This window comes from Citrobacter sp. RHBSTW-00524, from assembly GCF_013747755.1.
In the GTDB taxonomy this organism is placed as follows: domain Bacteria; phylum Pseudomonadota; class Gammaproteobacteria; order Enterobacterales; family Enterobacteriaceae; genus Citrobacter; species Citrobacter braakii.
In genome coordinates, this window is record NZ_CP056421.1 from 2,444,390 (window position 1) to 2,463,782 (window position 19,393).

Below are 19,393 nucleotides of genomic sequence, written 5' to 3' on the forward strand. Positions count from 1 at the left end.
TATGTACATGGGATAGGCTGATTGAACTGCGCGATTATGTCGCAGTTTTAGCGCACTTTAGGGCGTGATTATGGGGACATTTGGGACGTAGGGGCAGATTTATAGGTAACTCATTGAAACAGGGGAGAACCTCCTGCCAGATCAATAAATCGGGAAATTTAGCGATTTGACAGAAGGATAACAGAAATGCTTGCGGAAAGATTACGCAACGTTACGCGTGTGGCCAGCAAGAACTGCCAGCGCGTCGCTATTCTCAATAGTTATGTATTTTCCTTTCACTGCCAGCATACCGCTTTTCTGGAAACGACCCAACAGGCGGCTGATGGTTTCAACCGTCAGACCCAGGTAGTTACCGATGTCGCCGCGGGTCATGGTCAGGCGGAACTCACGAGGCGAGAATCCGCGCTGGGCAAAGCGGCGAGACAAGTTGTAGATAAAGGCCGCCAGACGCTCTTCTGCATTTTTCTTCGACAACAGCAGGATCATATCCTGGTCGCCTTTGATTTCGCCACTCATCAGACGCATCATCTGCTGACGCAGATTCGGCATTTTTCCGGACAGGTCATCAAGGGTTTCGAAAGGAATTTCGCAAACCATTGAGGTTTCCAGCGCCTGGGCAAAGCTCGGGTGATGTCCGCTGCCAATCGCGTCAAAACCGACCAGATCACCCGCCAGATGGAAGCCGGTAATTTGCTCATCGCCTTGTTCGGTAATGGTATAGCTTTTAATCGTTCCGGAGCGGATAGCGTAGAGTGATTTAAGTTCATCACCTGCTTTAAAGAGCGTTTGCCCCTTTTGGATAGGCTTTTTGCGCTCGATGATGTTATCGAGCTGGTCAAGCTCATGCTCGTTAAGTGTGAACGGGATGCAAAGCTGGCTGATGCTGCAATCCTGGCAATGGATAGCACAACCGCCAGACTGAATGCGCCGTATAATTCGCTTTTCCGGGATCATAGGTCTGCTCAAGCCGTAATTGATATTTGTCAATTTTAACATCTTTTTGGTGAGCACGTAAGTCTGAGCTACTCCCAATAGAGAATAATTCAGGTATAACCGGAATGAATGTTTGTATCTCCTTGATTAACCGCATTTAATTTGTGGTCACATTATGCGAAAGTGTGACGAATAAGGCATTAATTGCCTGGAATCTAGAGTAGCAAATAGCCTTCGTGACGCAATAACCACTCTTTTCGCTGCACGCCGCCAGCATATCCAGTCATGGTGCCGTTACGCCCAATGACGCGATGGCAGGGGACCACAATGCTTACCGGGTTGGCGCCATTGGCCGCACCGACGGCTCTTGCAGCACCGGGGCGCCCTAACTGTTCGGCCAGTTGACCATAGTGCATGACCTGCCCACACGGGATAGTGCGTAATGCTTGCCAGACTTCACGTTGGAAAGGCGTGCCAGCCGTTGCCGTTTCCAGCGTGTCAATAATGCTGAGATTCCCGGCAAAATACTCCGACAGTTTATCGCTTAATCCGCCAGGGTTTTTGGCTGTAATGCGCTGATAACCTTCTGTGCGGTAATGAATATCCAGCAATTGTTCCATGCGATCTCGGTGCTGATCCCATTCCACCGCGCGCAGGCGAAATTGCTCATCACAAATAACCCACAGTGGGCCCAGCGGCGTGTCGATGGTGTCTTCCAGTAAGTTCAGCATCCGTTTCTCTCATTACAGCGTTCAGGCGAGGTTACACATTATCACGCCAGCAACAGTTGCAGCTATACCCCTAAAAACGGATATCTGTATGTCGTGAGTAGATCTTTTCAGCGGAGCGAGCCGGGTGAATTATTGGAAATTATCGTAAACCGTTGTCGGTATAATAGTGCGCGGTTATGATAATGCTCGTCGTAATTCGCTGGAGGAAGAAACATGAACCTTGATGATGCTTCGCTGTTTCTGGATGCTATGGGGGATGTCCAACCGCTGAAGGGCTGCGCCGATGTACACTGGCAGCCAACGCGTAATATCCGCACTCCAGCGCGTATCGATACGCTTCAACTGGATAACTTTCTCACGACGGGGTTTCTCGATATTATCCCGTTGAACGAGCCGCTGGAGTTTCGTCGCGAAGGTTTGCAGCACGGCGTGACTGACAAACTGCGAACCGGAAAATATCCGCAGCAGGCGAGCCTTAATCTCATCCGCCAGCCCGTAGAAACATGCCGCCAGATGCTATTCAGTTTTATTCTGCAGGCACAGCAAGATGGATTACGTAACGTGCTGGTGATACACGGTAAGGGGCGTGACGATAATGCTCATGCCAATATTGTTCGCAGCTATGTGGCGCGCTGGCTGACAGAATTTGATGACGTCCAGGCCTACTGCGCCGCTTTGCCGCATCACGGCGGCAGCGGGGCATGCTATGTGGCATTACGTAAAACCGCGCAGGCAAAACAGGAAAACTGGGAGCGTCACGCTAAGCGCAGCCGCTGATCAACGTATTCATCAGGCGGCCAATACTCTGTTCCTGCCTTCGTGCTTGGCTTTGTACAACGCGTCGTCCACGCGTTTGAATAATTCATCAATACTTTCGTTCGTTTCGTGCCGCGCAACGCCAATGCTAACGGTAAAGCGGGGAAGACCAGGAAGAGTAACCTTGGCTACCGTCGCGCGGATCACTTCTGCAAGATTGAGGGCGACATCCAGCGAGGTTCGCGGCAGCAGCAGCACAAATTCTTCACCACCCCAGCGAAAAATAAGATCGTCTTTTCGTGCACAGGATTCCAGTGTGCGGGCCAGAGCACAAAGCACTTCATCGCCTTTTAAATGACCGAAGAGATCGTTAATGCTTTTAAAACGATCGATGTCGATCAACAACAGACTGTAGTCCTGCGTCAATGATACCGCATGCGTCTGCTCCGGCTCGGTTACCTGATAAAAATGTCGGCGATTAAGTAATCCCGTTAAAGGGTCACGCAGAGCGGCATGCTCAAGCTCCTGTTCCAGCCGTTTTTGTTCGGTGATGTCATGAATAATGCACAACATGAGTTTATTACCGTAAATTTCAATCGGTCCGGCGTAGGTTTGCACATGACGTGAGGTGCCGTCTGCCAGTTTATGGACAAAGTGCAAAGGCTTATGGCCGCCGGGCAGATGGGCGATTTCATGCATCACCGGCAATATATGGCGGCCCAGCATGTTGATCTCCCAGGTATGTTTCTGGCACATCACATCAAGGTTGTAACCATAAAAATTCAGGGCACTGAGGTTTGCATCAACGATCAGGCCATCGCGGGACGGATCAATCAGTAACATTGGCGCGGAGTTTGTCTGGAAAAAACGCGCATAAAAGCCCTGTTTTTTTCGTTGATAAGTTGCTGAACGGCTGGCTTTCAGACCTTGCGCAGTAGGCGTTTCAATGCCTTCGAAAAGGATAACATCCCCCACGCCTGGCAGAGATTTAATGGACAGGCGGCTGGCCAACGCGATTTCCTCACCATCGCGGTAAACCGTGAGGATCTCAACAACGTGATGATGATTGCTCAAGTCACTGAGATACATGGTTAAATCATTTTGAGAATGCGTTGAGAATATGCCCTTGCGCAGTGGGGAAAAACAGAGATCCCGCATTAACTCACGTGCAACGATATTAGCGAACACCAGTTCTTCGGTTTGTGGCGAAACAATCCACACCGGAAAGGTTAACAAATCCAGTGAATGCAGCTCGGTTGTGCTCATCGATAATCCCGTTATCTTTATCTGCTGTGTTGCCCGTTTAATGGCGAATATTTTAGATATTACAGTCTCACAAAGTTATTGATTGTCGGTGAGACAAGGGTTGTACGACTGGCTTTTGTTTGATGCTGTTTTCTGATTGGATCAGTTCATGAATCTTATGCGCTGGCAGCGGTTTTGCAAACAGGAAACCTTGCAGCATGCTACATCCCATCTGGGTAAGAAGTAATTCCTGCTCCTGGGTTTCTATTCCTTCAGCCACCACGCGCATATTCATGGAGTGAGCTATGTCAATAATGGTAGACACAATTTTTGTATTTTTACTGTTCTCGCTAATATCTTTGACAAATATCCTGTCGATTTTTAATTCCCGTGCCGGAAGTGACTTCAACATCAATATATTTGAATAACCAGTACCGAAATCATCAATAGAAATGGTGATCCCCAAAGCAGAGAAAGCATTCAGGATTTCAATACTGCGTTTTAAATTTTTAAGTGCAGTGCTCTCCGTGAGCTCCAGCGTGAGATAGGCAGGTGAAAGTTGGTATTGCGCCAGGGCGTTGCAAACAACATCAATAATATCATGCTGTTCAAACTGGGCGGGGGAGAGGTTAACGGCGAGCGTCCATTCTGTATTCCCTTGTAATGTCCACTGATGCAACTGCAAACATGCCTGTTGGATAACCCATTTGCCGACGGGAATAATCAGGCCCGTTTCTTCCAGCGCAGGCAGAAATTCAGCCGGTAGCAGCATGCCGCGCTCCGGATGATGCCAGCGTAATAACGCTTCAAAACCAGTCAGGGAATGATCTCCGGCGGTATATTTAGGCTGATACCATAGCTCAAACTGGTTGCGTTCAAGCGCTTGTGAAAGTTCCTGTAGAAATGTCGGCGGCGTATCAGCGATAGCTTCCATCTGGGGACTATAAATAGCCCAGCCGTTTCTGCCCGCCTGTTTGACATGATACATCGCCATATCGGCCTTCACTTTTAGCTCATGCAGTGTCGAGCCATGTTCGGGATAAATACTGCTCCCCGCACTTAACGAAACCCGAATGGTATGACCGAATAAGGTAAAGGGGTCACCGATCGCATCTGAAATTCGCGCAAGTAAGGCGGAGATAGCCTGCTGGTTGCAGTCTGGAACCAGCAAGATAAATTCATCTCCCCCCAGTCTTGCCAGCGTCATTGAATCATCAAGGCAACTGTAGATACGCTGTGTACTGGCAATCAGCAGTTGATCGCCGATGTGATGCCCCCAGGTATCGTTAACGACTTTAAAACGATCGAGGTCGATAAATACCAACGCGAAATGCTGTTGATGCAATTTGGAATGCCGCAGGCAGGCCTGTAAGCGGGTATCTATTTGCGTTCGATTAGCAAGTCCGGTCAGTGCGTCGAAGTGGACCTGATGTTCAAGCTGGCAGTTCAACTGATGCAGGTTGTCAGCCAGTCGGGAAGTGCGCAGTTGTGAATCCACCATCGAGACGACCAGCATGATACCCAAAATAATTAGCGTGACGGCACAGACCCAGACAGAGAGTTCCAGCGTACTGAGCCCATCGTGCGCAGTGTGTCCAAAATGGGTGAACGTTGCCGCTCCCATACCGGTGTAATGCATAGAAGCAATTGCCAGCGCCATAATAAGGGCAGCAATAAGTCGGTTAATCAGTACGCGACGAGTGTTTTGGCGTAAATGGAAGGCGAGCCATAAACCTACGCCAGACGCAACGACGGCAATAATCACAGAGAGCAAAATCAGCGAGCGATCCCATGAGATGGCCACATGTTCGATAATGGCATACATGCCAACGTAGTGCATCGTGACAACGCCGGCACTCAATATGCTGGTGGCAATGACCAGTCGTTTTGTTGATAACGTATTACCGGAAATAGCGATATTGATGGCGAGGGTTGCAGAAATGAGCGCAATAAAGAACGAAAACGCGGTGAGTGATAGGTGATAATTGATCGGCATAGTCATTTTCATGGCCAGCATACCGATAAAATGCATCGACCAGATCCCCATACCCAGCGTAGCGCCGCCAGATAGCCGCCAGAAGGTAGATTCACGTTTGCTGGAGATTGCTACCTTACCCGCACTGTCGAGGGCAATAAAGGAGGCAATAAACGCGACAACAAAGGAAATCCCAATCAATACAGGGTCCCACGACACGTGCAACATCTTGCTACCTATCGAAAAAAAGCCGTGATGATAAATCTAGCAGGTTTTGTCCAGTTAACCTGATAAAACCAGGAATGTTCTTGTGTTTTTACAATGAGTATTAGAGCGAAGAGCAAGATATTGAAAATGACAAGCCATTACTTATATAAACATTCATAAAAATTATGTTTCTGTGTGTTTTATGCTCGCCACGTGCTCGCCATCACAATAATCTGATGGTGGGGAACATTACCGCCATTGGCGGGATAAAGTGCTGAACTATTATGAATGGCTAGTGTAATTTATTGACTTAAGTAAAAGGTCTGCTGGCTCTCATTGAAAGTTCAGCTTTCGTCACAGAGCAATGGAAATCTGTATTGCAGATGCTATAAAAATAACATCCACGTTATTTCTTGGTGCACAGGGTTAAAATGTTAAATGATATTAGCGTCAGAACCTTTATTGTTTTATTTCTGCTCATTACAGCGGTTGCGCTCAATGTTGTTGAAATGATTTTTTCGGCTACCCCAGAAGTTATTATTGGCACTAATGCGGTAAGCATTATTTCTATATTATGTTTGTGGTGGTACATGACGAAATATCTGGTCATGCCGATTAATACGGTTAAAAGAAGCATTGAAGAAGTAACATCTGGGAATCTGGCAATCAGTATTCCCGAATTTGGTAATAACTGTGCGGGTAGACTAATTCCTGGCATCAATAGCTTATCAAGTAATATTTCAGCACTCGTTAATGAGATCAGAACATCCTCGCAAACGGCGATGACGCTTTCTGAACAGCTGGCGGAACGCAGCGCCGAGCTTTCAGTGAAAACAGAACAGCAATCCGGAGCATTAATGCAGACGGCTGCCAATATGGATGAAATAGCGGTTAATACGCGAAATAATGCTGATAACACGCAAATAGCCAGCGCCCAGGCAACAATTGCCACGCAATGCGCCCGTCAGGGTGGCGAATTAATGGTGCAGGTTGCGACAAATATGCGTTCAATCACCGAATGCGCACAGCAAATGACAGAAATTATTACGCTGATAGATGGTATTGCATTCCAGACCAATATTCTGGCATTGAATGCTGCTGTGGAAGCTGCAAGGGCCGGTGAACATGGCAAAGGTTTTTCTGTGGTGGCCGGTGAGGTAAGAATGCTTGCACACCGCAGTGCAGATGCAGCTAAGAATATTAAGCAACTGATTGCCCAAACCCATCAAAATGTTCAGCAAGGCGCTGCTATTGTGCGTGAAGCTGAAAAAAACATGCATGATATTGTCGGGGGGGCCGGGCAATTAAACCAACTGATGGGCGAGATATTAACCACTACGCAGGAGCAGGAGAAAGGAATTATCAGAATTACCCATGCTCTGGCCGAACTGGAGAACGTCACCCAAAGTAATGCCATTATGGTTGATGAGCTTTCTGACTCCTCAGGTATCCTGAAAAATCAGGTGATTGACCTTCAATCGCGAACGCATAAATTTCGCTTAAGTCATACGCTTGAATCAGAGAAACGCCAGCGGGCCTGAGAGGGGCATCTCTTAACCAGCGCCGCATTCGTCGGCGCTTTTCTTATTATCAGATACTTTTTATGAATCATTTCAGCACAATGGGACAATGAGATATTGCTTAACATATTCTGACAGCTAGACTAACGAAAAAAGCTGAATGTTTGTGGAGGCGCTGTGGAAGCCATTAAGGGAACGGATGTTAATGTGCCGGATGCCGTGTTTGCCTGGCTGTTGGATGGCCGTGGTGGGGTGAAGCCACTGGAAGATAATGATGTTATCGACAGTCAACATCCCTGCTGGCTGCATCTTAATTATACCCATCCTGAAAGCGCGCAATGGCTGGCGACAACGCCTTTACTTCCCAATAACGTGCGTGATGCGCTGGCGGGTGAAAGCACGCGCCCACGCGTAAGCCGGGTAGGGGAAGGTACGTTGATTACGCTGCGCTGTATTAACGGCAGCACCGACGAGCGACCTGACCAACTGGTTGCGATGCGCTTATATATGGATGAACGTCTGATTGTCTCAACGCGTCAGCGTAAAGTCTTGGCGCTGGATGATGTGGTCAGCGATCTCCAGGAAGGCACGGGAGCGGCTGATTGTGGTAGTTGGCTGGTGGATGTTTGCGATGCACTAACCGATCATGCCAGTGAGTTTATCGAACAACTGCACGATAAGATTATCGATCTGGAAGATAACCTGCTCGATCAGCAAATTCCGCCGCGTGGTTTCCTGGCATTGCTGCGTAAGCAGTTAATTGTGATGCGCCGCTATATGGCGCCTCAACGCGATGTCTATTCCCGGCTGGCGAGCGAACGTTTCTCCTGGATGACCGACGACCATCGGCGGCGGATGCAGGATATCGCTGACAGGCTAGGGAGAGGGCTGGATGAAATAGATGCCTGTATTGCCAGGACCGGTATTATGGCGGATGAAATTGCGCAGGTTATGCAGGAGTCTCTGGCTCGCCGAACGTATACAATGTCATTGATGGCAATGGTTTTTCTTCCCAGCACATTTTTAACCGGGCTGTTTGGCGTTAACCTCGGCGGTATCCCTGGCGGTGGCTGGCAGTTTGGCTTCTCACTTTTTTGTATTCTGTTAGTGGTCCTGATTGGTGGTGTTACTTTATGGTTGCATCGTAGTAAATGGTTGTAACAACAACATTTTTTAGTGACTTTTGCGCATGAAAACGTCCTGGTTTTTGAGCGAAGTCAATAAACCATCTACCTATTCGGGGCAATATCTCTCTCGCAGGTGAATGCAACGTCAAGCGATGGGCGTTGCGCTCCATATTGTCTTACTTCCTTTTTTGAATTACTGCATAGCACAATTGATTCGTACGACGCCGACTTAGATTAGTCGGCTTTTTTTTGCCTGCAAGAAATCAGCGTCTACCCTAAAAGAGCCAACCTGAATAACTGGAGGGGTATATGAACTGTCTGATTGCAACGCCGCACACTGATTCGCTACCGACCGACCCGGTTCCCATTCCCGATCCCATACCTCGTCCGCAGCCAATGCCGGATCCGCCACCGGATGAAGAGCCGATTAAATTGTCGCATCGTGGGCGCAGATCTGCGAGGATACGCGCCTGCTGATTGTGAGTTTTTACCGCGAGATTAAATTGTGACCGCTTTTTCAACCCTGAATGTTTTACCTGCTGCCCAACTCGAGAATCTTAACGAGCTGGGTTATCTTGAAATGACGCCTGTTCAGGCTGCTGCGTTACCGGCAATTCTGGCGGGGAAAGATGTTCGCGTGCAGGCTAAAACCGGCAGTGGCAAAACGGCGGCTTTTGGTCTTGGATTATTACAGCATGTTGATGTCGCGCTGTTTCAGACGCAGTCCCTGGTGCTGTGCCCAACGCGCGAGCTTGCTGACCAGGTGGCGGGTGAGCTGCGTCGCTTAGCGCGCTTTCTGCCTAACACCAAGATCTTAACGTTGTGCGGTGGGCAGCCCTTTGGCGCACAACGTGACTCCCTGCAGCATGCGCCACATATTATTGTCGCCACGCCGGGTCGTTTACTCGACCATCTGCAAAAAGGCACCGTTTCTCTGGATGCTCTGAATACGCTGGTGATGGATGAAGCCGATCGCATGCTGGATATGGGCTTTAGCGATGCGATTGATGATGTCATTCGCTTTGCGCCAGCTTCGCGTCAAACCTTACTGTTTTCTGCGACCTGGCCGGAAGCCATTGCCGCGATTAGTGGCCGGGTGCAACAAAATCCATTAACGATCGAAATTGATACCGTTGACGCGCTGCCGGCGATTGAGCAGCAGTTTTTCGAAACTTCCAGCCACGGCAAAATTCCGCTGCTGCAAAAATTGCTCAGTCAGCATCAACCTGCATCATGCGTAGTTTTTTGTAATACCAAAAAAGATTGTCAGGCCGTGTGTGACGCACTGAATGCGGCGGGGCAAAGCGCTCTCTCACTGCATGGCGATCTTGAGCAGCGCGATCGCGATCAAACGCTGGTCCGTTTTGCCAACGGCAGCGCGCGCGTTCTGGTTGCTACCGATGTGGCCGCGCGTGGTCTGGATATTAAATCACTTGAGCTGGTGGTTAACTTCGAACTGGCGTGGGATCCGGAAGTCCACGTCCATCGTATCGGACGTACCGCGCGTGCCGGCAACAGTGGTCTGGCGATTAGCTTCTGTGCACCGGAAGAAGCGCAGCGGGCCAATATTCTTTCTGAAATGCTGCAACTGAAGCTGAACTGGCTGCCAGCCCCAGCTAACGGCCCAATCCTGCCGCTGGAAGCTGAGATGGCGACGTTATGCATTGATGGCGGTAAAAAGGCTAAAATGCGTCCCGGCGATGTTCTCGGCGCGCTGACCGGGGATATGGGTCTGGAAGGCGCCGATATCGGCAAAATTGCCGTTCATCCGGCGCATGTCTATGTCGCTGTTCGCCAGACTGTAGCGCATAAGGCATGGAAGCAATTGCAAAACGGTAAGATAAAAGGCAAGACTTGCCGGGTTCGGTTATTGAAATAACCACTCGTCGGAGCGCCTGATGGCGCTCCGCTTATCCGGAACTATCGACTTACTTCACTTCCACGACGTTCAGGCGCAGCTCATCCAGTTGAGCATCATCTTCTTCTGGCTGCCAGCCCGCAGGCTGCAACGGGATCTCTTCACGATCGAACGCTAAATCACCGCCGTCCACAACCTCTGAACCGTGCCTGATACCTTTGAAATCGAACAGATTGATATCGCTAAGATGTGAAGGTACAACGTTCTGCATTGCGCTGAACATGGTTTCAATACGCCCTGGATAGCGTTTGTCCCAGTCGCGCAGCATATCGGCAATGACCTGGCGCTGTAGGTTAGGCTGTGAGCCGCACAGATTACATGGAATAATCGGGAAACCTTTCGCTTCGGAGAAACGCTCGATATCTTTCTCACGGCAGTAAGCCAGCGGACGGATAACGATATGTTTACCGTCATCGCTCATCAGCTTCGGCGGCATACCTTTCATCTTCCCGCCGTAGAACATGTTTAAAAACAGCGTTTGCAGGATGTCGTCGCGATGGTGACCGAGCGCAATCTTGGTGGCGCCTAACTCAGTTGCCGTGCGGTACAGAATGCCGCGACGCAGGCGAGAGCAGAGCGAGCAGGTCGTTTTGCCTTCAGGAATTTTATCTTTGACGATCCCGTAGGTGTTTTCTTCGACAATCTTATACTCCACGCCCAGTTGCTCCAGATACTCCGGCAGAATGTGCTCCGGGAAGCCAGGTTGTTTCTGATCGAGGTTAACCGCAACTAAGGAAAAACTGATCGGGGCGCTTTGCTGCAAATTACGCAGGATCTCCAGCATGGTATAGCTGTCTTTCCCCCCGGAAAGGCACACCATAATGCGATCGCCGTCTTCGATCATATTGAAGTCGGCAATCGCTTCGCCCACGTTACGGCGCAGACGTTTTTGCAATTTGTTCAGGTTGTATTGTTCTTTCTTTGTAACTTGTTGATTTTCTTGCATTATTTACTGTCTCTGACTCCAAAAGGGGCATATAAGGGGCAAAATTTTTTTACAGGGCAAGTTTGGCGTTGAGCATTTTCACCTGTTCGCCGTTCAGTTCTTCAATCCATGCACTGTAAATTTCGTATACCATCTGCGCGTTTTCATGCCCCATCTGATTAGCTATAAATGATGGGTTCGCTCCAGCCGATAACAGCCAGCAAGCAAAAGTATGCCGCGTATGGTACGGATTACGGCGACGAATACCAGCACGTTTTACAGCAGCGTTCCATCTGGCACCTATGTTACTCATAGAGTAGTAAGTTTTTTGCTCTCCTTTTCGCATCCAGTGCAGACTCCAGTAGTTTTATCGTTCTAATCCCGGCATCTGTCTTTGGTGATCCGAAATTTCCGATGATCAGGATGCGCACTCAAAACTAGCGACTGTATACGCTTATAGTATTGGTGCATATATCATAATATTCCGAACGAGGAATATAGACCCAAACTTATGGGAAGTATAATCCCTATGACGTGGTATTTCATGACGGAAAGAATCTGAACAGATAAACGGATTCTTGTCGGAAGTATCCTTCAATGGATAACTATGGTTGAAACTCAGCGCGCAGGCAATATTTACGCCCCAAACGAACCTACAATACCTAAAAACGGGGGGCAGCCTACAATCAAGAGAATTGTGTATTATTGCTTAGTAAGTGATCAGGCTACAATTTTTTAGAATTTTGAAATAAGTGTTGAATGAGCTTAATGTTGATAAGTTAACTTTTATTGTGGCCTCCAAAAAACGTAGTGCTGGGTGTGCTGATAAATCTATGTACAGGGTGAAAATAAAAACTATTCTTTCTTCGCTATTATCTTTATGATATCGAAGGATGAAAATGGTCGTATCTCACGTATGGAGATTATATGAAATATATTGCTGTAGTCATCTCGACGTTACTTTTTAGTTTTAACAGTTCTGCTGCTAATGAACTCATTATCGATAATTCACCATTAACAGTTTTTTTGAGTGATGGAAACCAGGCGAAATTATCATCCTGTTCAGATTTTGTCGCTTTGCATAATTCTGGTGAGAGTGTCAAGGAGTTACCCGACCTATCTGACCCAGATTATAGATATGCTAAAGATGCATTGTTCGGTTGTTGGCTTTCTGCAACAGTGATAAAAAATGGACTATTGAAGAGTGATAGCAAAAAACCTGATTTGGTTTCCGTATTGAAACATTTCCCAGCAAAAGCCGCCTATACGATTAGTGACGAACTCGCGCAGAAGGTACAAACAGAATATGCGGACAAAAGCATTCAGGATTACACTCCTGATTTAAAAGTTACTGGAGGTAGGGCGTTGTCAACCACGCAGTCTACCGGCTACTTTATCGATAACTATTATTCTTTTGTTGCTAAGGACAACAAGAAGTTGAACATCCTTGTGTTAGTTGAATATGCCTTGGGGGGGACTGCCGGTAACAAATCTTTCTGGCGTATAGATGATACGAGTGGCGACATCTGGAAGATTACGAAGCTGGATGAAAACAGCCCACTATAATGAATGAAGTCGCTCAATGAACACCTTTTTCTTAGTGACCGCTTGCAGATTGTTGAAACTCCAGCCCAAGAGGCAGGGCTTCCCGGAGTGGTACATCACCGACAAGGACTATCGGGGTAAGAAGTACGCGGAGGACAAGCAGGTTGCGCTATGTGGTAACGTTGTTCCCCCGCCGTTTGCGGAAGCGCTGGTGAGAGTAAATTTTCCGGAATTGTGTCAGACTCGCGTTGCAGCCTGAGCTTTATTATTTAGCTAAGGTAGCCGAGAAGATTCATGGTGTATTTTACGAGGTAATTTAATGCTGCTCTTTAAGAGACTACTCCTCTTAACATTTTTTATATCATTTACTTCTTACGCAGAGGGAGGCTACCTACCCGGCATGTCCCCACTGCCAACCAGGCAACAGGCTATAGACTTGGCAGTATTGATGATAGCGTCATCCAGCCCAAAAGTAAGCGAGGAAACGGATTTGGAATTTATGTCCAACATCGAGAAAACTGCTGGTGATGTTTGGGACGCATGTACTGTTGCAGCGAAGAATGACTCATTCTCCTATGAACATTCGAGGGTAACTATGGCCGCTAAAAAAACAGGTAACCTATTTGTGGTAGAGCAGCTAGGGAATGTTTGTTCAACCGCATTCATGAAGGCAATTGCTGATAAACATACTTCAGAATAATATTAAATTTTAAACGATGCCGAGTCGGATGTCGATCATCTAAAGGGAGGGTTGCTGACAGTTGATTCGATGTCTGGCACTGCCAAAAGCATCCGATCCGCGTTATCAGGATATGGTCACGCGGAACGACAAAAAATAGCGGCGTTGCTCAATAGTGTGTAGTCAAAAAACAGATATTAATAGTAGGCGCTGTGAATTTTGCTTAGGTGGTAGTAGTAATAATCGCTTCAATACCTACTGCTTTTAGTTGTGGATGTGCCTTATCTATTTGAATTTAATGGCTATAGTGGGTGTGGGGAATTTTAATATCAACAATCACAAATCAGATTTGATTCGTTCTACAACGAGATAACATGATGGCATTCGACAAAATTAAAGCCGATACTCACCGCGAATTTGGTTATTTTTCATGGAGAAAACTCTTTGTTGGCACATTAACCCGCAGAACCTTCCGCATCATCGTATTCATGCGGTTATGCCAATTTTGCGCCGTTTCTAGAACACCATTCCGCCTAATGTTATACCCATTTAAAGTATTACACCGATGGTCTGCTCATATGGGGTCAATGGACTTTCCATCAAGAACACGGGTTGGTGCAGGGCTGGCGATTACTCATGGGTGGGGGATAGTAATATCACCGGAAGCCAAAATTGGAGAGAACGTTACTTTGTTTCACGGTGTAACTATCGGCCAACGCGATAAAGTTTTAGAAAATGGAAGCCGCGTAACAGGCTACCCAGTTATTGAGGATGATGTCTGGATTGGTCCAAATGCTGTCATTGTAGGTGGGGTTATTATAGGTCGCGGGAGTAAAATTGCTGCGGGATCATTTGTGACAGGCAATATCCCTCCCTATTCAGTTGTCGTTGGTAACCCAGGAATTATTGTTAAAACAGGGTGTGTTCCTGATGTTATGAATAAAGCTCCTCTGTTGCATAAAAGAGATAGCGAGAGTTAACTCGGCACTAGCGCCGTTCGTTGAGGCATTAGTGAGTGCCAATCAACCCGGATTATGCCGTCGAAACCAGTCGTGCCCTGAACAGTTAAACATGCCGCTTAATGCGGCATGTTTAACTTAGTTTTAATCTGGATTTACTTCATGGCATGTAGCATCTGATATGGAATCAGTCACTCTCTTCACCCAGGCCCAACCACTCATTTTATTACCCTCGTAATCCAGCTCAAGCTCAGTAGCGCTACCATCCGTGAAATGGCGAGCACTTGATTTCGTGGATGAAAAGTAGCATTCAGCATCTACTTTAACTTCTTTTTTTTCATCACACCCAGCTATGAGAATTAGTGATGATAACATCGTAACGAGGATGATTTTCATAATAACAACGGGTGAGTATTCTATTTTTCTGAAGGAAGGCAATAGTACATATTTTATCCCCCTTAGTCTATACGCAGGGCCACCGCAACCAATCCTCACTACGGGGCATAAGAGTGAGAGAACAACACAATGTCCAAAAGTGATTAATTCCTATGTTTGAAGTGGTTATTCATATATGCAATAGTTAACTTGTAGTTATAATTACCATAATAAATTAGTTTATTTACCGCTGTGTACCGTGATAGCAGCGGTTTTTTTTTGTTTAATCGCACTGTAGTTTTGCTTAAGCATCACACTTCCAGGCAATCATCTGATGTGATTTTTGTCTGATAGTTGAAAATAGATAAATAATGGCTGCCACATGGCGGCCTTTTTCATTGTGCACAGAAAACCTCCAGCTAGGCTGGAGGTTCCGTAAAGCGATTGGCAGCATCTTAAGAAAGCTGTGCGAATAGAGAAGTGTGAATGTTCTAGAAGCAGAATGTGTGCGGATCACATCCATATACTTCTGGAAATCCTACCGAAGATGAGCGTATCCGGCTTTATGGGAGATCTGAAAGGGGAAAGCAGTCTGATGTTGTATGAGCAGTTATAATTCTCGTATCCGGATAGCCCGTTTACGGGCCGTAATTAACTAAGTTTGATGCAAATGTCAGATCGTATGCGCCTGTTAGGACGCGGCTGGTAAGAGAGCCTGATAGGCGTATCAGAAAAACCTCCGGCTATGCCGGAGGATATTCTGCTCATTCGAAAACCGGATCGCCGTCGCCGGGGAAAAAATCATCCGCAGGCTTTACCGTGAGATCAATCACAGACGGATCGTATTTCATCGCCAGGAAGCGCTCACGATATAGATGGTAGGACGCTTCGCAGACGTTACTGGTGAAATGGGCGTTATAACCTCCACCAACGGCCGCGCCTGCGACGGGAATCGTTTGAGCTAGTTTTGCTTTGGTGAGTCGAATCCCAAGACTGTTGGCAATCTGCTTAATAATCTTCACAAACACTTGTTTTTCCAACTCTTCCCAGACCACTTTCTTGGCGACCTGTTGCGATATTTTTACCAGTTGTGCCATGGCGACATTTTTCGCCATAGTCGATGAAGCAGAAGATAGCCCCAAAATATTAAAGGCAAAAAGTCGTTCTTCTTGACGGGTGATATCAAAACCGTAATACGTCGCATATTCGCCAATGGCTCGTAGATTCAATGTAATGAGAGTAGGTATATCGATAGCCATCCCTGCAATCCCCATCATGCCCGTGCCTGCACCTTCCGCCAGTGCGATGCCCTTATACTTAGCTGCCAGCCAGCCAACGGTTTTATCGATGTCCTCAAGACGCAACGTTTCAATATCTTCATGTCGATTGATGTGGACATGCCCGTCATTACGGAACTCTTCGAAAATCGCCTCTGGTCGCACTGACCACAGTGCGGCATCGTTACAGACTCCCACCAGACCCTGCACAGAAGATTGAATGGCTTCGCCGACGACGGGTGTAGAAAGCATCAACTCTCCGGCGCTGTTAAGAGGTTTACTGATTAAATCAAATGATTTAGCCAGAAAACCGCGTTGTGGGTTTTTCCAGTCGTGGATTTGCTGAAGTGCATTTTTATCGTAATTGATCAGTTTCATGTTATTCCTTGCCTGCCGGCCATCAGTATTTTATGACGTGAGTTTGATACTAAAGTTATCGGCAATAAAAATGTGTAGATGAGTATTTTTAAGTCCTTTTGAAAACAGACGGCAAAAGCAAAGGAGGGGGCTAAGAATCATACAGAATGGTGAGGTTAGTTGATGGAAAAGAATACTTAAGATTAGGCATGTAATGCTGCGTCATATTGGCTGGACTAGCTGGGTGAGTGGTTTAAACATTTTGCTGGTGGCTGCAGTCTAAACGAGAGTATTAATGAGTGGCGGTTTATCCCAACTAATATCTTGATTTTGCGACATTTAATAGAGGCTCAATTCATAGTGTGGCATCAGAAGAGTATGCATCACGCCGGATAGTCCGGCAAAAGAAGTCTGATATAAAAACTGTGGCGTGTATGGTACGGATAAGCGGGAAAAATGTCAGCACATTTAGGACAGGAATCGTGGGGTATAAGAGGTAGAAACAAAAAGCCCGCAGCGATGTGCGGGCCAGACAGCTTAGCGGACGACCAGTACCGAACACTCCGCATGACGCACCACGGCTGCGGCGTTAGACCCCAGCAGGTAGGTGGTGATGTCAGGTCGATGTGAGGCAATAATGACCATATCAGCCGGTAATTTTTTGGCCATCTCCAGAATCTTATCTTTTGGCGCACCTTCTGTGACATGAACGTGCACTCTGTCCGTTGGGATATTGAACTTCTTGATAATCTCTTCCAGTTGAGATTTTGCTTCGGCTTTCAGATCTTCCATGGCCGGTAACTCTGCCGAGTAGGCCAATCCCAGGGAAGCATAATAGGGCAGTGACGGAATTACGGTCAAAAAATGAACCTGTGCATCGTCAATTTTTGCCTCTGCTTCAACATGGGCTATAACACGTTGAGTTAATTCTGAGTCTGAAATATCGATGGGTACAAGAATCGTTCTGTTCATAAAACCTCCTGTTTAAGTATCCACCCAAAGCTTACCGCGTAATGGCACTTTATGTACAATGACAAAGATCACATTTTGGCATCACTTTATTTTTATTTCAGGAAACTTCCCTTTTATTACTCCATCGTAAAATCGACCTTTAGAAACGACGCTCAGGAAATCACGAAAAATACGAGCAGGGACATGCTGATATTGCAGAGTAGCCAACTGGTGAAAGCGAATTTCTAGCGTGCGGGAGGATTCGTCATAGCCGACGGATGCAATACGGGATGATTTTACAGGATGATGATTCATTGCAGGTATCCTCTACTACAGGTCTTAATGCAAGATATCATCTATCAGAGATGTGTTTTAGCGCAACAGATATAATGTTTTGATCTGGATAAAACAGAATTGTTAGAACATAAAGAGAGCCCGCTGTTGCCAGCGGGCTGACGGATTAGAACTGGTAAACCATACCCAGTGCTACTACGTCATCGGTAGAGATGTCGTTTTGGCTGTAGAAGTTTTTATCTTCATCCAGCAGGTTGATTTTGTAATCAACGTAGGTGGAGAAGTTTTTGTTGAAGTAGTAAGTAGCGCCAACGGATGCGTATTTCACCAGATCCTGGTCGCCATCAGATCCGTTTACACCCAGATCCTTGCCTTTAGACATCAGGAAAGAAACTTCCGGACGCAGACCGAAGTCGAACTGGTATTGTGCAGTCACTTCAAAGTTCTGAGTTTTGTTGGCAATCGTATTATCACTACCGTTTGAGCCACCATAAGGGGTCATGTTGCGGGTTTCGGAGTACATGGTTGCCAGGTAGATGTTGTTCGCGTCGTATTTCAGACCGACTGTCCACGCGTCAGCTTTATCACCGCCCGCGGTAGAATCGTTAACCTGCTCGTTAGTACGGTCAGAAGAGGTATATGCTGCACCGAAGCTTACACCCATACCCAAATCGTAGGTCGAGGAGATACCGAAGCCGTCACCGTTGGAGTTCTTCATGTTACGATCGTCGCCACCGTTATTGGTGCCTTCCTGCTCTGGTGACTGATTTTCGTTCGCGCCCTGATACTGCAACGCCACGTTCAGACCGTCAACCAGACCAAAGAAGTCGGTATTACGGTAGGTCGCCACGCCGTTCGCACGACCGGTCATGAAGTTGTCTGCTTTGGTGTAAGAGTCGCCACCGAATTCCGGCAGCATATCGGTCCAGCCTTCAACGTCGTACATTACGCCGTAGTTACGGCCGTAGTCGAATGAGCCGTAGTCGCCGACTTTAATACCTGCGAATGCCAGACGAGTCCAGGAGTCGCCTTTATCACCTTCGGTGCCGTTAGCCTGAACCTGATATTCCCACTGGCCATAACCGGTGATCATATCGTTAACCTGAGTTTCGCCTTTGAAGCCCATACGCATATAAGTCTGATCGCCATCACTGTTAGCGTCATCAGAGAAATAATGCAGGCCGTCTACTTTGCCATAGAGATCTAATTTGTTGCCGTCTTTATTATAAACTTCAGCCGCGTGAGCAGCGCCTGCAGCCAGCAGGGCAGGAATTACGAGAGCCAGTACTTTTCTTTTCATTGAAATAATCCTTTAGTTTTTTTATTAACCTGTGACTACCCATGTAGGGAGTAAAAGCATGCTAAAGGAGAAGTTCCGTAAAGGGATAAATATGAATTGTTACGCCTTAAGTAAAACCTTAAAGAAATAATTCTACGGAAATGATGATAATTATGGTGAATGTATTGGTGGTAAATATATAAAATAAAAATTATACAAGTGAATTGTGTTGGGCTATTCTGCGCGTGTTATATGCCTTTATTGTCACGTTTTATTTTTTCGTTGACACATTGATAGCTATTATTAATTAGCCAGCGAATAAATTGACAAGCCCGAACAA

Annotated in this window: 17 protein-coding genes and 3 pseudogenes; 10 read left to right on the forward strand and 10 right to left on the reverse strand. The window is 46.9% G+C overall.

Going from position 1 to position 19,393, the window contains the following annotated elements; translation table 11 throughout:
* Nucleotides 1–201: 201 nt before the first annotated feature.
* Both fnr and ogt read right to left on the reverse strand, forming a co-directional pair.
* Complete coding sequence (fnr, locus tag HV229_RS11795; protein WP_003020397.1) at nt 202–954, reverse strand: fumarate/nitrate reduction transcriptional regulator Fnr; 753 nt, start codon at nt 952–954, stop codon at nt 202–204.
* Nucleotides 955–1,148: 194 nt separating this feature from the next.
* Nucleotides 1,149–1,664 carry a methylated-DNA--[protein]-cysteine S-methyltransferase gene (gene ogt / locus HV229_RS11800; protein ID WP_075848156.1) on the reverse strand — a complete coding sequence of 172 codons (516 nt, stop codon included), beginning with the start codon at nt 1,662–1,664 and terminating at the stop codon, nt 1,149–1,151.
* A 213-nt stretch (nt 1,665–1,877) separates the two neighbouring features.
* On the opposite strand from ogt, the gene smrA reads away from it, so the two are divergent.
* Nucleotides 1,878–2,441, forward strand: coding sequence for a DNA endonuclease SmrA (gene smrA, locus HV229_RS11805; RefSeq protein WP_016153202.1), 564 nt, complete (start codon nt 1,878–1,880; stop codon nt 2,439–2,441).
* Nucleotides 2,442–2,453: 12 nt separating this feature from the next.
* Here the strand turns inward: smrA and HV229_RS11810 are convergent, their stop codons facing one another.
* Nucleotides 2,454–3,686, reverse strand: coding sequence for a sensor domain-containing diguanylate cyclase (locus HV229_RS11810; RefSeq protein ID WP_046274553.1), 1,233 nt, complete (start codon nt 3,684–3,686; stop codon nt 2,454–2,456).
* A 67-nt stretch (nt 3,687–3,753) separates the two neighbouring features.
* Nucleotides 3,754–5,868 carry an EAL domain-containing protein gene (locus tag HV229_RS11815; RefSeq protein ID WP_181547604.1) on the reverse strand — a complete coding sequence of 705 codons (2,115 nt, stop codon included), beginning with the start codon at nt 5,866–5,868 and terminating at the stop codon, nt 3,754–3,756.
* Between the two features lie 410 nt (nt 5,869–6,278).
* Here HV229_RS11815 and HV229_RS11820 point away from each other — a divergent pair, with 410 nt between their 5' ends.
* The 4 genes from HV229_RS11820 to dbpA all read left to right on the forward strand — a co-directional run bounded on the left by HV229_RS11820 (nt 6,279) and on the right by dbpA (nt 10,373).
* Nucleotides 6,279–7,388, forward strand: a complete 1,110-nt coding sequence (locus HV229_RS11820; RefSeq protein WP_181547606.1) for a methyl-accepting chemotaxis protein — start codon at nt 6,279–6,281, stop codon at nt 7,386–7,388.
* A 156-nt stretch (nt 7,389–7,544) separates the two neighbouring features.
* The gene (zntB, locus tag HV229_RS11825; RefSeq protein WP_016153198.1) at nt 7,545–8,528 is read left to right on the forward strand and encodes a zinc transporter ZntB; all 984 of its coding nucleotides are present in this window, start codon (nt 7,545–7,547) and stop codon (nt 8,526–8,528) included.
* Nucleotides 8,529–8,803: 275 nt separating this feature from the next.
* Nucleotides 8,804–8,971: a hypothetical protein gene (locus HV229_RS11830; RefSeq protein ID WP_016153197.1), complete on the forward strand. Its 168-nt coding sequence runs from the start codon at nt 8,804–8,806 to the stop codon at nt 8,969–8,971.
* 28 nt (nt 8,972–8,999) lie between these two features.
* Nucleotides 9,000–10,373 (forward strand): ATP-dependent RNA helicase DbpA, encoded by a 1,374-nt coding sequence (dbpA, locus tag HV229_RS11835; RefSeq protein ID WP_181547608.1) that lies wholly within the window; start codon nt 9,000–9,002, stop codon nt 10,371–10,373.
* A gap of 49 nt (nt 10,374–10,422) precedes the next feature.
* On the opposite strand, the gene ttcA is transcribed toward dbpA, so the two are convergent.
* Nucleotides 10,423–11,358 (reverse strand): tRNA 2-thiocytidine(32) synthetase TtcA, encoded by a 936-nt coding sequence (gene ttcA / locus HV229_RS11840; RefSeq protein WP_016153195.1) that lies wholly within the window; start codon nt 11,356–11,358, stop codon nt 10,423–10,425.
* Between the two features lie 49 nt (nt 11,359–11,407).
* A pseudogene (locus HV229_RS11845) lies at nt 11,408–11,762 on the reverse strand (site-specific integrase); the annotation flags it as partial.
* 502 nt (nt 11,763–12,264) lie between these two features.
* Between HV229_RS11845 and HV229_RS11850 the strand changes: the two are divergent.
* The 5 genes and pseudogenes from HV229_RS11850 to HV229_RS11865 all read left to right on the forward strand — a co-directional run.
* Nucleotides 12,265–12,903 (forward strand): hypothetical protein, encoded by a 639-nt coding sequence (locus tag HV229_RS11850; RefSeq protein ID WP_181547610.1) that lies wholly within the window; start codon nt 12,265–12,267, stop codon nt 12,901–12,903.
* Between the two features lie 67 nt (nt 12,904–12,970).
* Nucleotides 12,971–13,141: pseudogene (locus HV229_RS26295) on the forward strand (cytosine-specific modification methylase); the annotation flags it as partial.
* A 60-nt stretch (nt 13,142–13,201) separates the two neighbouring features.
* Complete coding sequence (locus HV229_RS11855) at nt 13,202–13,582, forward strand: hypothetical protein (protein WP_181547613.1); 381 nt, start codon at nt 13,202–13,204, stop codon at nt 13,580–13,582.
* A gap of 353 nt (nt 13,583–13,935) precedes the next feature.
* Nucleotides 13,936–14,541 (forward strand): serine acetyltransferase, encoded by a 606-nt coding sequence (locus HV229_RS11860; protein ID WP_181547615.1) that lies wholly within the window; start codon nt 13,936–13,938, stop codon nt 14,539–14,541.
* Between the two features lie 788 nt (nt 14,542–15,329).
* A pseudogene (locus HV229_RS11865) lies at nt 15,330–15,511 on the forward strand (transposase); the annotation flags it as partial.
* 148 nt (nt 15,512–15,659) lie between these two features.
* On the opposite strand, the gene HV229_RS11870 reads toward HV229_RS11865, so the two are convergent.
* From HV229_RS11870 to ompC, 4 genes are all read right to left on the reverse strand, one after another.
* Nucleotides 15,660–16,550 carry an EcsC family protein gene (locus tag HV229_RS11870; RefSeq protein WP_181547617.1) on the reverse strand — a complete coding sequence of 297 codons (891 nt, stop codon included), beginning with the start codon at nt 16,548–16,550 and terminating at the stop codon, nt 15,660–15,662.
* A 516-nt stretch (nt 16,551–17,066) separates the two neighbouring features.
* Nucleotides 17,067–17,501: a universal stress protein UspF gene (gene uspF / locus HV229_RS11875; RefSeq protein WP_016153190.1), complete on the reverse strand. Its 435-nt coding sequence runs from the start codon at nt 17,499–17,501 to the stop codon at nt 17,067–17,069.
* Between the two features lie 81 nt (nt 17,502–17,582).
* A complete protein-coding gene (locus HV229_RS11880; protein ID WP_043016208.1) occupies nt 17,583–17,795 on the reverse strand; it encodes a KTSC domain-containing protein in 213 nt (70 codons plus the stop codon).
* Between the two features lie 145 nt (nt 17,796–17,940).
* Entirely contained in the window at nt 17,941–19,074 is a 1,134-nt protein-coding gene (gene ompC / locus HV229_RS11885) for a porin OmpC (RefSeq protein ID WP_181547619.1), read from the reverse strand.
* Nucleotides 19,075–19,393: the final 319 nt, after the last annotated feature.